The following is a 14,981-nucleotide window of genomic DNA, read 5'->3' as shown; positions in this document are numbered from 1 at the left end:
TGCCGTGTGGGTGCACTCACGCCGCCGGGGCGAGGTCGTCGAGCACGCCGTCCCAGCGGTCGCCGACCCCGACGAGCCGGGCGGTCCGCACGTCGTCGCCGGTGATGGTCAGCTCGAGCCGGTCGTCGCTCAGCTGCTCGGCGAGTCCGGCGCCCCACTCGACGACGGTGACGCTCGCGTCCAGGTCGGCGTCGAGGTCGAGGTCGTCGAGCTCGAGGGCGCTGCCCAGACGGTAGGCGTCGACGTGGACGAGCTCGGGGCCGCCGACGAGCGACGGGTGCACGCGGGCGATGACGAACGTCGGCGACGTGATCGGGCCGCGCACGCCCATCCCGTCGGCGATGCCCTGGGTCAGCGTCGTCTTGCCGGCGCCGAGGTCGCCCGTGAGCACGAGCACGTCGCCACCGCGCAGCAGTGCCCCGAGCCGCCGGCCGAACTCCTGCGTGTCGTCACGGGTGGCCCACCGGACCTGGCGCTCCACGCCCGCTCACGCTCCCTTGGTGCGGGCCGGCTTGCCCCGGCCGGATCGCATGAGCTCGGCAGCCTCCTTCTCGAGGCGGCGCTGGCGGCGGTTCTTGGCGACGTCGGTCACGATCCGGCGCACGCGGGGCTGCTTCGAGACCTCGATCTGCTCGGTCCGGGCGCGCGCGGACTGGTCGACGAGCTGGACGAGGTGGGCGTTCAGCAGGTCGGGGTGCTCGAGCATGATGACGTGCCCGGCGTCGTTGACGACGATGTGCTCGGCCCCGGGGATGCCCTCGACGATGAGCTCGCTGTGCGACGGCGGCGTGAGGACGTCCTCGCGGCCGTTGAAGACCAGGACCATGGAGTGGCGGAACTCGAGCAGGGCCGGCCGCTTGTCGAAGCCGTCGAACGTCAGGAGGTAGTCGTTGACGACGTCGAGAGGGGTGCCGAGCAGGATGTCGGCGGTGTAGCGCACGACCGACCGCGGCACGGGCGACGCGAACGAGTTCTGCTCGACGAGGAAGTACTCCAGGTCCCGGGCGACCCGCCTCATCCGGCTGAACAGCTCGGGTCGGTTGCTGAGCGAGCCCAGGACACCCGGGCCGAGGCGCTCGAGCAGGAGACGGCCGAACGTCGCGACCCGCCCACCGTTGGCGAGCATCAGCCCGCCGGGGCTCGTCGCGACGAACGCAGCCCCGACGACGCGGTCGAGGATGAGGCCCGGCTGGTGCTCACCGAGCGCGAGCATCGTCATGCCACCCATCGAGTGGCCCACGAGGACGAGATCGCCCTCGGGGACCACCTCGGTGATGACCGCCAGCAGGTCCTTGCCGAGCCGGTCGATCGTGTAGCTGTCCTTGTCCCCGCGGGCCGACCGGCCGTGGCCACGTTGGTCCCACGAGACGACGCGGTATCCGGCGGCCTTGAGCGCGCGCCGTTGGTACACCCAGCAGCGCAGGCTGAGGCAGTAGCCGTGGGTGAGCACGACGGTCGGCAGCTCGTCGGCGCGCCCCCGGCGCGTCGCTCCCCGGGCTGCGGCAGCGGCGGCATCCGGCGACGGGAGGTCGACCTCGACGTGGAGCGCGACCCCGTCGTCGGTGAGCACGACGTGCTCCTCGTCGGAGGTGATGTCGAGCAGCTCAGGCGTCTCGAGCGCCTCCATGGCGGCCCGGTGCCTGCCGGCGCGGTCGGCCGCGATGCCTGCGGCGACGGCACCGGCGACCCCGAGGGTCGCGGCTGCGATGCCGATGACGGGGTTGCGGCGCGGGCTCATGCGACGGTGTCCTGGTGGTCGGCGCCGCCGGCTCCCCCGGAGTGCAGCCGGGGCACGCGCGCGCCGAGCCTCGTGACGATCTCGTAGCTGATCGTGTCGGTCGCATCGGCCCAGTCCTGTGCGGTCGGCTCCCCCGGGGCGCCACCGAAGAGCGTCACGACGTCACCGGCCTGCGCTCTCGACGCCGGCCCGAGGTCGACGACGAACTGGTCCATGCACACCCGGCCCGCAATCGCGGTGCGGCGCCCCCCGACGACGAGCGGCCCCACGTTGGTCGCGTTGCGTGGGATGCCGTCGGCGTACCCCGCGGGCACGAGGCCGACCACCGTGTCGACGTCGGGGACGTACGCGTGGCCATAGCTGATGCCCTGACCCGCGGGGAGCCGTTTGACCAGGGCGAGCCGAGCGCGGACGGTCATGACGGGGCGCAGGCCGAAGTCGTCGTCGACCTGCGGGACCGGGGTCAGGCCGTACATCGCGATGCCGGGACGCACCAGGTCGGCGTGGGCGCTCGGGTGCAGCAGGGTCGCGGCGGAGTTCGCCAGGTGTCGCACCTCGGGGCGGCAGCCCTCGCGTTCGGCCTCGCCGACGGCCTCGAAGAAGCGCTCCTGCTGGGCGAGGACGGTCGGGTGCTCCGGTGCGTCGGCGTGGGCGAAGTGGGTCCAGATGCCGACCACGGCGATCGCGCCCTCGGCCTCGAGCGGCCGTGCGTGGCGCACGAGGTGGGTCCAGTCCTGCCCGTAGGCACCGCCACGGCCCAGACCGGTGTCGACCTTGAGGTGCACCCGCGCGGTGCGCCCGAGCGACCGGGCGGCAGCGGCGATCTCGTCGAGGACCCAGGGCGCGGAGGCAGAGAGGTCGATGTCGCGCGCGACCGCACCGACGAAGTCGGAGCCGGGCACGCTGAGCCACGTGAGCAGCCGCCCGGTGATGCCGGCGTCGCGCAGGGCGAACGCCTCGGCGAACTGGGCGACGCCGAGCCACGTGGCACCGCCGCGCAGCGCCGCTCGGGTCACCGGGAGCAGGCCGTGTCCGTAGGCGTCGGCCTTGACGACGGCCATGAACGCTGAGCTGGGCGCGATGGCGCGGAGCGTGCGGACGTTCGCCTCGAGGGCGTCGAGGTCGATCTCGGCCCAGACCGTCGTGCCGCGGGTGTCCGGCCGGGCGCCAGGGGCTGACCCGGAGGGTGCCGCTGCGGCGGGCAGGGGGGTCCGTTCGGCGTCGGTGGCGTCGATCTGGCTCATCGGTGCAGTCTCGCAGTTCGTCTGGGTCGTCCGGATGCAGGGCCTCTCTCGCGACGCGGCGGCGGGCTCAGCCGGGCGCCGACCGTCCCCGGGCGAGCAGGTCACGCACCGTCGGCCGTATGCCGTGTGCCACCGCCAACGCCCGCAGCGGGCCCCCACCTGACGTGCGGTCGGCGGCGACTCCGTGCACGAGGGCACCGAGGGACGCGGCGTCGTGCGGAGCGCAGCCGGCGGCCAGCAGGGTGCCGATGACTCCGGCCAGCACGTCACCGGAGCCGGCGGTGGCGAGCCACGGCGGGGCGTCGGCCTGGGAGCGCACCGGTTCACCGTCGGTGACGACGAGCGTCGTGGCGCCCTTGAGGAGCACGGTGGCACCGGTGAGGGCGACGAGGCGGCGCGCGTGCGCGAGGGGGTCGGCCTTGACGTCGTCGGCGGTGACCTCGCGGTCGGACGGCGCCACGTGATCAGCGGGACGCACGGCGGGCAGCTCGCCGCCGGCCACGCTCGCCGAGTCGCCGGAGCCGCTCTGCTGCCCGTCGGTCGTCCCTGCTCCGGGACGCTCGAGGCGGGTGAGGAGGCGGGCGAGCTCGCCGGCGTGCGGGGTGAGCACCGTCGGCGCGTCACGCCGCCCGTCGACCAGGGCGAGGCCCCCGGCGTCCACGACGACGGGGAGGTCGCTCCCGAGCGCCGCGCGGGCCGAGTCGAGCTGGGCACGCGCCCGGTCGTCGTCGGCCTCGGTGTCGAGCCCGGGCCCGACGACCCAGGCCTGGACGCGTCCGTCACCCACGACGGCCTCGGGCACGGCCTGGTGCACGAGGGCGACCGGCGTCGGCGTACCGACGTAGCGGACCATCCCGACGCCGGACTCGGCCGCGGCCGTCGTGCACAGCACGGCGGCGCCCGGGTAGGCCTCGCTGCCGGCGACGACGCCGAGCACGCCTCGGGAGTACTTGTCGTCGCCGCGGCCGGGCACCGGCCACAGGTCCGCGACGTCGTCCCAGGTCAGGCGCTCGACGGCGGCGGGCACGTCGTCGAAGTCGAGCCCGATGTCGACGACGGTGAGCCGACCGGTCGCCGCCTCTCCCACCGGCAGGAGGTGAACGGGCTTCGGTGTGCCGAACGTGACGGTCTCGTCGGCCCACACGGCATCGTCCTCACCGGACTCGCCCGCGGGGTCGAGCCCGCTCGCGAGGTCGACCGCGATGACCCACGCGTCGTCGTCGACGGCGTCGACGAGCTGGGCGGCCTCGGGGCGGAGGCCGAGTCGTCCGCCGATGCCGACGATCCCGTCGAGCACGAGGTCCGCCTCGGCGACGACGTCGGCAGCTGCGTCGGGGTCGTCGCTCGCGACGTGCACCATGACTCCGGCGGCCTCGGCCGCCTCGAGGCCCGCGGCGTGCACGCCGTCGCGGCCCGACGTGGGCACCAGCACCACGGCGCAGGGGAACCCGGACTCGGCGAGGTGGGCGACGGCATACAGGGTGTCGCCACCGTTGTCGCCGGCGCCGACGAGCCCGACGACCGTCGCACCCTCGGTGTCGGTGAGGCGCGCGACAGCCACCTCGGCGAGACCACGGGCAGCCCGCGCCATGAGCTCACCCTCGGGGAGACCGGCCAGGGCGGCGGCCTCGGCGGCTCGGACGGCGTCTACGGAGAGTGCGCGGATCATCAGCCCTCCGCGACGACGACGGCCGACGCGATGCCAGCGTCGTGCGACAGCGACAGGTGGAACGAGTCGACACCGAGGTCGTTGGCGCGGGCCAGCACGGTGCCGCCGATCTCCAGCGACGGGCGGCCGTCGCCGTTCGTCACGACACGCGCGTCCGTCCACTCCATGCCGCCCGGGGCGCCCAGCGACTTGGCGAGCGCCTCCTTGGCGGCGAAGCGCGCCGCGAGCGAGGCGATGCCGTGGCCACGCTCCTCCGGCGTGAAGAGCCGCTCGCGCAGCGCGGGCGTGCGCTCGAGGGTCTCCTCGAAACGCGCGATGTCGACGACGTCGATCCCGACCCCGACGATCACGTCACTCGACCGTGACCGACTTGGCGAGGTTGCGGGGCTGGTCGACGTCGAGGCCCTTGGCCGTGGAGAGCCACAGCGCGAAGACCTGCAGGGGCACGACCGTGAGCAGCGGGGCGAGGAGCGCGGACGTCGCGGGCACCCGGATCACCTCGTCGGCGAACGGCTCGACGGACTCGTCTCCCTCCTCGGCGATGACGAGCGTGCGGGCCCCGCGAGCGCGGATCTCCTGGATGTTGCTGACGACCTTGCCGTGCAGGCCGTGCTCGCTCGTGGGTGAGGGCACGACGACGAAGACCGGCTGGCCCGGTTCGATGAGCGCGATCGGGCCGTGCTTGAGCTCGCCCGCGGCGAAGCCCTCGGCGTGGATGTACGCGAGCTCCTTGAGCTTGAGCGCGCCCTCGAGCGCGACGGGGTAGCCGACATGACGTCCGAGGAAGAGGACCGAGCGGGTGTCGGCCATGAACTTGGCGATCTCCTTGACGCGACCCATCTGCCCGAGCAGCGTCTCGATCTTGGCCGGGACCCCGGCGAGCTCCTTCATGACCGACTGCGCGTCGTCGGCGAACGAGCCGCCCCGCAGCTGCGCGAGGTAGAGACCGAGGATGTAGCTCGCGGTGATCTGGGCCAGGAAGGCCTTGGTCGAGGCGACGGCGATCTCGGGCCCGGCGTGCGTGTAGAGGACCGCGTCGGACTCGCGCGGGATGGTCGAGCCGTGCGTGTTGCAGATCGAGATCGTCAGGGCACCGAGCTCGCGGGCGTGCTTGACGGCCATGAGGGTGTCCATGGTCTCGCCCGACTGGCTGATCGAGACCACGAGGGTGCGCTCGTTGACGATCGGGTCGCAGTAGCGGAACTCGTGCGCGAGCGAGACCTCGACGGGGATGCGGGTCCAGTGCTCGATGGCGTACTTCGCGGTCATGCCGGCATACGCGGCCGTGCCGCAGGCGACGATCGTGATCCGGTCGACGCCCTTGAGCTGCTCCTCGGAGATGCGCAGCTCATCCAGCGTGAGGCGTCCCTCGGCGTCGGTGCGCCCGAGGAGCGTGTCGGCCACGGCGTGCGGCTGGTCGTTGATCTCCTTCTCCATGAAGGTCGTGTAGCCGCCCTTCTCGGCGGCCGCGGCGTCCCACGTCACCTCGTACGCCTTGCCCTCCGCCGGCGTGCCGTCGAAGTTGACGACGGTCGCCCCCTCGGGGGTGATCGTGACGATCTGGTCCTGCGCGAGCTCGAGCGCGTGGCGCGTGTGGCCGATGAAGGCGGCCACGTCGGAGCCGAGGTAGTTCGCGCTCTCGCCGAGGCCGACGACGAGCGGGCTGTTGCGGCGGGCGCCGACGACGACGCCCGGCTGGTCGGCGTGGATCGCGAGGAACGTGAAGGCGCCCTCGAGGTCGGCGACGACGGCGCGCATCGCGTCGGTGAGGTCGTGGTGCCGCTCGTACGCCGCCGCGACGAGGTGGGCGACGACCTCGGTGTCGGTCTCGCTCTCGAACTCGACGCCGTCGGCGAGCAGGCCCTGCTTCAGGGCGTGGAAGTTCTCGATGATGCCGTTGTGGATGAGGGCGAGCTTGCCGTCCCTGCCACCGCGGTGCGGGTGGGCGTTCTGGTCGGTGGGGCCGCCGTGGGTCGCCCAGCGGGTGTGGCCGATACCGGTCGTGGACGCCGGCAGCGGGCGGGCCTCGAGCTCCGCCGTGAGATTGGCGAGCTTGCCCGACTTCTTGCGGGTCTCCACGTGGTCTCCGTCGAGGAGTGCCACGCCGGCGGAGTCGTAGCCGCGGTACTCGAGACGGGCCAGACCCTCCATGACGACGTCGAGCGCCGTGCCGTCGTTCGTCGTGCCGACGTATCCAACGATTCCACACATGTGCACCAGCGTAGGGGACCGCACGGGGGCCCAACGCCACCCCCGGTCCGTGCGTCCGCAACAATGGCCGTTGTGTCGGAGCGCGCGTCGGAGGCAACCCCCGGGACCGGCGTGACCGGTGTGACCGGCGTGACCGGCACCAACGGGAACGGTTCGGCGATCCCGTCGCCCTACGTCGAGTTCGACCGCGCTGCGTGGTCGCGCCTGCGCGAGAACCAGCCGCTCAACCTCGACGACGCCGATCTCACGCGGTTGCGTGGCCTCGGCGACCGCATCGACCTCAACGAGGTCGAGGAGGTCTACCTCCCGCTCTCGCGGCTGCTCAACTTCTACGTGGGCGCGACCGCCCAGCTGCACCAGGTCACGAGCGACTTCCTCGGCGAGCGTCCGGCCAAGACACCGTTCGTCATCGGCGTCGCGGGCTCCGTCGCGGTCGGGAAGTCCACGACGGCCCGCATCCTGCGCGAGATGCTCGCGCGCTGGCCCGACACCCCGCGCGTCGCGCTCGTCACGACCGACGGCTTCCTGTGGCCCAACGCCGAGCTCGAGCGTCGGGGGCTCCTGCAGCGCAAGGGCTTCCCCGAGTCCTACGACCGCCGGGCGCTGCTGCGGTTCGTCGCCGAGATCAAGTCGGGCAAGGAGGAGGTGACGGCCCCCGTCTACTCGCACCTGACCTATGACATCGTCCCGGGCGAGCGCATCGTCGTGCGCCAGCCCGACGTGCTCATCGTCGAGGGCCTCAACGTGCTCCAGGCGCCCGAGGTCCATCCGGTACGCGGCACGGGACTGGCCGTCAGCGACTTCTTCGACTTCTCCGTCTACGTCGACGCGTGGGTCGACGACATCCGCACGTGGTACGTCGAGCGCTTCCTCCGGCTGCGTGAGACGGCGTTCTCCGACCCCGACTCGTACTTCCACCGGTATGCCGTGCTGTCCGACGACGAGGCCGTCGCCACGGCGAACCGGATCTGGCGCGAGATCAACGGCCCGAACCTCGTCGAGAACATCCTGCCGACGCGGTCGCGCGCGAGCCTCGTGCTCGCCAAGGGCGACAACCACGAGGTCCGCAGGGTGCGTCTGCGCAAGATCTGAACGCACGGGAGCTCACGGCCGTGATCGGCCTGCGCCTCCTCAGCCCCCGCGGGCCCCCGAAGACGCGCGCCACGGCATACGGCGTCGGTGGGCCTGTCGGTCAGTACCAGTGCGGCGAGCGAGCCTGCCAGGTGGACCAGGCGTTGCACGGGTTGCCGTAGGACATCTTGATGTACCAGAGGCCCCACTTGATCTGCGTGATCGGGTTGGTGCGGTAGTCGGAGCCGAAGGTTGCCATCTTGCGTGCCGGGAGCGACTGCGGGATGCCGTAGGCGCCGGAGCTGGCGTTCTCGGCCCACCAGCGCCAGTCGCTCTCGCCGGTCCAGAGGTTGACGAGGCAGTTGTACTGCGCGTCGCTCGTCCAGCCCTGGTCCGCCATGAGCACGCGTGCGGCGGCCTGTGGGTCCTCCTTGGCGTTGTCGATGGCCCGCTGGCGCTCTCGCTCACGCTCGGCCTTCTCGGCGGCCTCGCGGGCCTCCTCGGCCTTGCGCGCCGCCTCCTTCTTCTTCTTGACCTCGAGCTCCTTGGCGGTGCGCAGACCGGTTGCGGCGATCGCGGTGCGCCGCTCGTTGCGCGAGACCGACGCTGCAGCGCGGTAGGTCGTGTCGACCGTCGTCGCCCGGGCGAGCTCGTCGGTCTGGGCGACGACGCCCGAGCCGACGACGAACGCGGCGGCGTCGGCACCCATGAGGTTCGTGGCCTTGGCGTAGGCGAAGCCGGAGGCACCGAGCCCGAGGGCGAGGGTGCCGGCCAGGATCGGCCGGCCAACGCGGCGCGTGCGCGTGGAGGGCGTCGCGTGCCGGTGGCTGCGGCGGGTGACGGGCGGCGGTGTCGATGTCGCGTCCGAGGGGACCCCGTGGCGGGAGCGCGGGACCGCCGGTGCCGTATGCCGGCTCTCCGCGAGGCGCTCGGGGTGCGAACGACCGTCGGGCGCCGGGGAGCCGGCGCGCTTCGAGCTCGGAGCGGTCGAGGGGGCCGGGGCGTTGCGGTGCCGGCCTTCATACCGTGCCATGAACTGACGTCACGCCTTCCTGGTCTCGGGGCAGTGCCTGGCGCGACCGGCCGCGGGCGCAGGCCCGACGACGGGGGCGCCCGACGTGTGGAGGGGATCACCGGCCCCGCAGCGCTCGCACCCCGAGGCGAGCGTTACCGATCCGAGATCTTTGGCCCCCACCGTGCCAGCCGACCCCCCGAACGGGCAAATCGGTGTCCACCGGACGGAGCCTGGATGGCCGGGCCTGGCATGAGACCCAGCGCACAGCGTCCCGGAGATCGGTGCTCGGGGACGCTGTGCGTGTGCGTGACTCAGGTCACATGTCGATCCCTTCGAGCATGTCGGTGACGAGCGCCGCGATGGGGCTGCGCTCGCTGCGGGTCAGCGTCACATGGGCGAAGAGCGGGTGGCCCTTGAGCTTCTCGATGACGGCGGCGACGCCGTCGTGCCGGCCGACCCGGAGGTTGTCACGCTGGGCGACGTCGTGGGTCAGCACGACCTTGGAGTTCTGGCCGATGCGGGAGAGGACCGTGAGGAGCACGTTGCGTTCGAGGGACTGGGCCTCGTCGACGATGACGAACGCGTCGTGCAGGGAGCGTCCGCGGATGTGGGTCAGCGGGAGCACCTCGAGCAGCCCGCGGTCCATGACCTCCTCGACGACCTCCGTCGAGACGAGCGCGCCGAGCGTGTCGAAGACGGCCTGGCCCCACGGGTTCATCTTCTCCTGCTCGGTGCCGGGCAGGTAGCCGAGCTCCTGGCCACCGACGGCGAACAGCGGGCGGAAGACGAGGACCTTGCGCTGGATGCGCCGCTCCATGACCGACTCGAGACCCGCGCAGAGGGCGAGCGCCGACTTGCCGGTGCCCGCCCGACCGCCGAGGCTGACGATGCCGACGTCGGGGTCGAGGAGCAGGTCGAGGGCGATGCGCTGCTCGGCGCTGCGGCCGTGCAGGCCGAACGCGTCGCGGTCGCCGCGCACGAGCCGGATCTGCTTGTCGGCCCCGACGCGCCCCAGACCGCTTCCCCGCGGCGAGAGCAGGACGAGACCGGTGTGGCAGGGCAGCTCGGCGGCGCCGGCGTGCTCGATGCGGCCACGGTCGTAGAGCTGGTCGAGCTCGTCGGCGCTGACCTCGAGCTCCTTCAGGCCGGTCCAGCCGGAGTCGATGCCCTGCTCGTGGCGGTACTCCTCTGCCTCGAGGCCGCACGCCGAGGCCTTGACGCGCATCGGCAGGTCCTTGCTCACGATCGTCACGTCGGAGCCCTCGTCGGCGAGGTTCTTGGCCACGGAGAGGATGCGGGTGTCGTTGTCGCCGAGCCGGAAGCCCGCCGGCAGCGCCGACGGGTCGGTGTGGTTGAGCTCGACGCGCAGCGTCCCGCCGTGGGTGCCCACGCCGACCGGCCGGTCGAGCCGGCCCTCGCTGACCCGCAGGTCGTCGAGCAGGCGCAGCGCCTGACGGGCGAAGAACCCGAGCTCGGGGTGGTGCCGCTTGCCCTCGAGCTCGGTGACGACGACGACCGGCAGGACGACCTCGTGCTCGGCGAAGCGGAGCATCGCCCGCGGGTCGGAGAGAAGCACGGACGTGTCGAGGACGTACGTCTTGTGCTGCGGGTGGGGTTTGCGCGCGGTGGTTCGTGTGGCGCGTGTGGAGGCCGCGGCCGGCTTGGTGGTCGTGCTGGCGGGGTCCGTGACCGGACGAGTCGTACGTGCCATGTGCCACTCCCTACGCGGCGCGCTCTGCGCGCCTCAATCGCTCCCGAGATGCCGGGCGGTGACCACCAGAGGGTGGCGCACTGCCCGACCCTCCGTCCTGAGCGATCGCTCCATGGGTGGGCCTCCTGGCAGCGAGGGACGGGTGTCCTCCGCTGAGACGACCGTACGTCCCGACACCGACGGGGCGGTGGATTTACCAGCCCTGAATGGCCGTGTCGCGCAAGTGTTCACGCGCCCGTAACGCCAGGGCCAGCGCCGCGGGCTCAGGACCAGGGCGAGCGGCCCATGACCCGGACGTACTCGCGCTTCCAGCGCCACCGGGCCGCAGCGATGGCCATGCCGATGACCCCGAGCCCACCGAAGATCGCGAGAATGAGGAACGCGACCCCCATGGCTCCCTCGGCCCCCTCGTCGGCGCCCTTCTTGACCATGAAGAAGAAGATGACGCCGACGACGGTGAACGCGAGGAAGAAGAGGCCCATGAGAATCGGCTCGCGGATCTTCAGGGTGAGCAGGCCACGGTCCTGGCTGACGTACGCGAAGGGCTCCTTCGGCGGGGTCGGCTCGGTCGGGCGGGGGGCGGGGGTGCTCATGCGCTGACCGCCTCGGCGTAGAGGGCCGACACGGCATCCTGCAGGCCGTTGGCGTCGACGACGCCCCCGGTGCCCGTGCCGGGACCCGCGACGTCGGCGAGCGCCTCGAAACCGGCGCCGGAACGGCGGATCGCGAGGTTGCTGCTTCCCTCGAGCGTCTGCACCTCGAGGAACACGCCCGCCTCCGCGTTGGCGGCGAACCGCTCGCGCACGAGACCGGTGACGAGGGCACCCGTGGCGCCGTCGCGCTCGCCGAGGCGGATGAACCACGACGCGAGCTGGCGCGGCTGCATCAGGGCGATGACCGTGTCGGACTCGACGAGGATCGCGAAGTCCAGCTGGCTGACGTTCTCGCCGACGAGGCCGATGCGCGTCCAGCGCGTGGCCGCGCCGACGGCGTACTCGACGAGGGCCGCGTTCGAGCGGGTCTCGCCGGAGCCGTCGTCCTTGACGGTGAACCAGCCGCGTGAGGCGAGGCTGGAGGCGCCGGCGAGCAGCGCCGCGTCCTCGGCCGCGCGCGGGTCGAGCATGAGCAGGCGCCGCGAGCGCTCCCCGGCGGGCGTCTCGTGCCGCGACAGCAGGTACGCGAGCTCGGCGGCTCCCAGTCCGAAGACCTCGTCGGGCAGCTCGAAGGCCTCGAGCGGGGTGCCCTTCATCGGGTCAGCCATGGTTCTCCTCGGTCGTTGTCGATCGGTGGTTCGTCATCCAGCGGGTCAAGCAGGTCCTGCGGCGTGCTGCGCGCGGTCATGGGGTGCTCGTCGTCCCAACGATGCCCGGCGTGCGCAGGTTTCGCCTGCCGGGGGCCGCATCTCGGTCAGAACGGCCAGCCTGGCCAGAACGGTCAGCCTGGTCAGAACGGCCAGGCGGCGTCGGCGATGTCGCCCACGGTGTCGGCGGCGTCGGAGGCGAAGTCGCCGACGGAGTCGACGGCGTCGGACGTGAAGTCACCGACGGCGTCGACCGCGTCCGACGTGAAGGAGGTGATGTTGTCCCAGTTGTCGTAGACGAGCTGACCGACGGCCATGCCACCGGCGGCGATGCCGCAGACGACGTCGACCGGGGGCGGCGTCATGAGCGCGGCGGCGCCGAGACCGGTCATGACGGCGTCGTAGCCGGCGCGACCGTAGTTGCCCTCGGAGATGTCGTTGGCGACGGTGAAGCCACCGAAGGCGACGCCGATGGGACCGAGCGCCTTGCCGACGGTGCCGAGGGTGCGCGCGAGCGTGCCACCCTCCGCGATCGAGGGCATGAAGCGCGACAGCGTGCCCCAGTTCTTCGGGTTGAGGGCGTCGCCGAACTCTGCGAGACGCCCAGTGCCCCACGCGTTCTTGAGGTTGGCGAACAGTCCCGTGGCGCGGTCCCAGCTGCCGAGGTTCGACAGGAAGTTGCGGATCTTCATGCCGGTGCCGACGAGACCGACCGCGGTGCCGAGACCCTTGATGGGGGTCCACAGCGACTTGAGGAAGTCGTAGCCGGGGATGCCGCCGTCGTCGCCACCGCGACCGGAGCCACCCGTCCCACCGGACCCGCCCGGGCCACCGCCGGAACCCGAGCCGCCCTGGCCGCTCGTCGTGTCCTGCTGGCCCGCGTTGCGACGCAGGGCCTCGGCGAGCTTGCCGAGGTCGGTGCCGAACTGCGTCAGCTGTGCCTCGACCGGCGGCCAGCGATCCATGAGGTGGTCGAGGTCGCCGCCGCCCCACTGACCGCGGAGGGCGTGGACCGCGCGGCTCGCTTCACCCTTGAGGGTCTCGCACTCGCGGGCGTGCCCCGTGATGCGCTCGGCCGACGCACGTAGCGCAACCGGGTCGGCGCCCTTCTTGTAGATCGCCATCTGTCGTCTGCTCCCCTGACGTCGTCGCCGTGTGCGTGTGCCGTGCGTGGTCCGTGTTCGTGGTCCGTGGGTCCACCCGGCGGGTGATCGGGTTCCGGCCCACCCGCAACCTACGCAACCCGACCGAAGACGGACAATGGGGAGCACTCCCCACCGCCCGTCGCGTGCTGGGTGGCGCGGACCTCAGCCGCCGAAGCGCCGGTGCCGGCCGGCATACGCCCGGAGCGCTCGCAGGAAGTCGACGTGCCTGAAGTCGGGCCAGTAGGCCTCGCAGAAGTAGAACTCCGACGTCGCGCTCTGCCAGAGCAGGAAGCCGCCGAGGCGCTGCTCGCCCGACGTGCGGATGACGAGGTCGGGATCGGGCTGGCCCTTGGTGTAGAGGTGCCCGGCGATGTCCTCGACGGTGAGGCCGGCCGCGATCTGCTCGATCGACTCGCCGGCCGCCGCGCGCTCGAGGAGCAGGTCGCGCACGGCGTCGGCGATCTCTCGCCGGCCGCCGTAGCCGACGGCGACGTTGACGGTCATCCCTCGGGTGTCCGCGGTGCGTTCGGCGGAGTCGCGCAGGCTCGAGGCCGTCTCGGGCGGCAGCAGGTCGAGGGCGCCGACGATCGTGAGGTGCCAACGGCCCGCGTCCGCGAGGTCGGCCACGGCGGTCTCGATGATCTTGAGGAGCGGTGCGAGCTCCTCCTCGGCGCGACGCAGGTTGTCGGTCGAGAGCAGCCAGAGGGTGACGTACTCGACGCCGGCCTCGTTGCACCACTCGAGGAGCTCCTCGATCTTGTCGGCCCCGGCCTGGTGGCCACTCGCCGTGCCGGCGCCACGCGCCCGCGCCCAGCGGCGGTTGCCGTCGAGCATGACGGCGACGTGGCGCGGGAGGGACTCCCGGGGCAGATCCTTGAGGACCCGGCGCTCGTATGCGCCGTAGACCACATCGCGCCACCCCACGGAGGCCTCCTCGTCGACTCGATCGGATCGCAGTCAGTTCAGGGCAGCCCGGCGGGCCGCCGTCCCACCGTACCCCTCACGTGCCAAGCGTCCCCGGCGGTCGTGGGCAGGGTCCGCAAGAGTCTCGTGAAGGACCTGTGAAGTCACTCGGAGAGCCGCGAGTCTCAACCTACTGTTCCGTAACCTACGGTTCCGTAGGTTACACTCGGGACATGAGCACCACGCCGGAGCACACCCCCGAGGGCACGTCGACCAGCCCGGTCGCCGACCTCGTCGCCATCGTCAAGCCCCGCCTGCGCGGCTGGCTGCACCTCGGCATGTTCCCCGTCGCCCTCATCGGCGGGCTCGTCCTCGTGCTGCTGTCCGACCCGGGCCCCGTGCGCACGGCCTCGACCGTCTTCACGGTCACTGCGGCCATGCTCTTCGGTGTCTCGGCGGTCTACCACCGCGGCACGTGGGGCCCGAAGATGTCGACGCTGCTCAAACGCTTCGACCATTCCAACATCTACCTCATCATCGCCGGCACCTACACGCCGTTCGCGGTGACCCTGCTGCCGGCCGAGCAGGCGCGCCTGCTGCTCATCCTCATCTGGGGAGGCGCCGTCGCCGGCGTGCTCTTCCGCGTCTTCTGGGTCGGCGCCCCACGCTGGCTCTACACGGCGCTCTACCTGGCGCTCGGCTGGACCGCCGTCTTCTACGTCGTGCCGTTCTGGCGCGAGGGCGGCCCGCTCATCGGCTCCCTCATCGGCCTCGGCGGCCTGCTCTACACGGCCGGCGGCATCGTGTACGGGACGAAGAAGCCCAACCCGTGGCCGAAGTGGTTCGGCTTCCACGAGGTCTTCCACGCCTTCACGCTCGGCGGCTTCGCGACGCACTTCGTCGCCGTCGCCCTCGCGGTGATCGGCTACCGCGCCGCCACCTGAGTGTGCCTCCGGGCCGACTGCCCACAGAAC

Annotated in this window: 14 protein-coding genes; 2 read left to right on the top strand and 12 right to left on the bottom strand. The window is 72.1% G+C overall.

What is annotated here, in order from left to right:
* Positions 1-16: 16 nt before the first annotated feature.
* From tsaE to glmS, 6 genes are all read right to left on the bottom strand, one after another.
* On the bottom strand, positions 17-481 hold the full coding sequence (tsaE, locus tag ACFQU3_RS04785; RefSeq protein ID WP_385907278.1) for a tRNA (adenosine(37)-N6)-threonylcarbamoyltransferase complex ATPase subunit type 1 TsaE: 465 nt from the start codon (positions 479-481) through the stop codon (positions 17-19).
* Between the two features lie 6 nt (positions 482-487).
* Positions 488-1,738, bottom strand: coding sequence for an alpha/beta fold hydrolase (locus ACFQU3_RS04780; RefSeq protein ID WP_385907275.1), 1,251 nt, complete (start codon positions 1,736-1,738; stop codon positions 488-490).
* Positions 1,735-2,982, bottom strand: coding sequence for an alanine racemase (gene alr / locus ACFQU3_RS04775; protein ID WP_385907272.1), 1,248 nt, complete (start codon positions 2,980-2,982; stop codon positions 1,735-1,737). The genes ACFQU3_RS04780 and alr overlap by 4 nt, the downstream gene beginning before the upstream one ends.
* 67 nt (positions 2,983-3,049) lie before the next feature.
* Positions 3,050-4,651, bottom strand: a complete 1,602-nt coding sequence (locus ACFQU3_RS04770; protein WP_385907269.1) for a bifunctional ADP-dependent NAD(P)H-hydrate dehydratase/NAD(P)H-hydrate epimerase — start codon at positions 4,649-4,651, stop codon at positions 3,050-3,052.
* Entirely contained in the window at positions 4,651-5,001 is a 351-nt protein-coding gene (locus tag ACFQU3_RS04765) for a holo-ACP synthase (RefSeq protein WP_385907266.1), read from the bottom strand. The genes ACFQU3_RS04770 and ACFQU3_RS04765 overlap by 1 nt, the downstream gene beginning before the upstream one ends.
* A gap of 1 nt (position 5,002) precedes the next feature.
* Entirely contained in the window at positions 5,003-6,862 is a 1,860-nt protein-coding gene (gene glmS / locus ACFQU3_RS04760) for a glutamine--fructose-6-phosphate transaminase (isomerizing) (RefSeq protein ID WP_385907264.1), read from the bottom strand.
* A gap of 120 nt (positions 6,863-6,982) precedes the next feature.
* Here glmS and coaA point away from each other — a divergent pair, with 120 nt between their 5' ends.
* Positions 6,983-7,954 (top strand): type I pantothenate kinase, encoded by a 972-nt coding sequence (coaA, locus tag ACFQU3_RS04755; RefSeq protein ID WP_385907326.1) that lies wholly within the window; start codon positions 6,983-6,985, stop codon positions 7,952-7,954.
* 100 nt (positions 7,955-8,054) lie between these two features.
* Here coaA and ACFQU3_RS04750 read toward each other — a convergent pair whose 3' ends face one another.
* The 6 genes from ACFQU3_RS04750 to ACFQU3_RS04725 all read right to left on the bottom strand — a co-directional run bounded on the left by ACFQU3_RS04750 (position 8,055) and on the right by ACFQU3_RS04725 (position 14,028).
* Positions 8,055-8,966: a lytic transglycosylase domain-containing protein gene (locus ACFQU3_RS04750; protein WP_385907262.1), complete on the bottom strand. Its 912-nt coding sequence runs from the start codon at positions 8,964-8,966 to the stop codon at positions 8,055-8,057.
* 298 nt (positions 8,967-9,264) lie between these two features.
* A complete protein-coding gene (locus tag ACFQU3_RS04745) occupies positions 9,265-10,500 on the bottom strand; it encodes a PhoH family protein (RefSeq protein ID WP_385907324.1) in 1,236 nt (411 codons plus the stop codon).
* 422 nt (positions 10,501-10,922) lie between these two features.
* Positions 10,923-11,252 carry a hypothetical protein gene (locus ACFQU3_RS04740; protein ID WP_385907259.1) on the bottom strand — a complete coding sequence of 110 codons (330 nt, stop codon included), beginning with the start codon at positions 11,250-11,252 and terminating at the stop codon, positions 10,923-10,925.
* Positions 11,249-11,920 (bottom strand): hypothetical protein, encoded by a 672-nt coding sequence (locus ACFQU3_RS04735; RefSeq protein ID WP_385907256.1) that lies wholly within the window; start codon positions 11,918-11,920, stop codon positions 11,249-11,251. Before ACFQU3_RS04735 ends, ACFQU3_RS04740 begins: the two co-directional genes overlap by 4 nt.
* A gap of 182 nt (positions 11,921-12,102) precedes the next feature.
* On the bottom strand, positions 12,103-13,083 hold the full coding sequence (locus ACFQU3_RS04730) for a hypothetical protein (protein WP_385907253.1): 981 nt from the start codon (positions 13,081-13,083) through the stop codon (positions 12,103-12,105).
* Positions 13,084-13,266: 183 nt separating this feature from the next.
* Complete coding sequence (locus ACFQU3_RS04725; RefSeq protein WP_385907250.1) at positions 13,267-14,028, bottom strand: isoprenyl transferase; 762 nt, start codon at positions 14,026-14,028, stop codon at positions 13,267-13,269.
* A 212-nt stretch (positions 14,029-14,240) separates the two neighbouring features.
* Here ACFQU3_RS04725 and ACFQU3_RS04720 point away from each other — a divergent pair, with 212 nt between their 5' ends.
* Positions 14,241-14,951, top strand: coding sequence for a hemolysin III family protein (locus ACFQU3_RS04720; protein WP_385907247.1), 711 nt, complete (start codon positions 14,241-14,243; stop codon positions 14,949-14,951).
* Positions 14,952-14,981: the final 30 nt, after the last annotated feature.

It is taken from the genome of Terrabacter sp. GCM10028922 (genome assembly GCF_042666095.1).
Lineage (GTDB): Bacteria > Actinomycetota > Actinomycetes > Actinomycetales > Dermatophilaceae > Terrabacter.
Note: the sequence above shows the minus strand (reverse complement) of the source record. Positions and strands in the feature narration are given on the sequence as shown.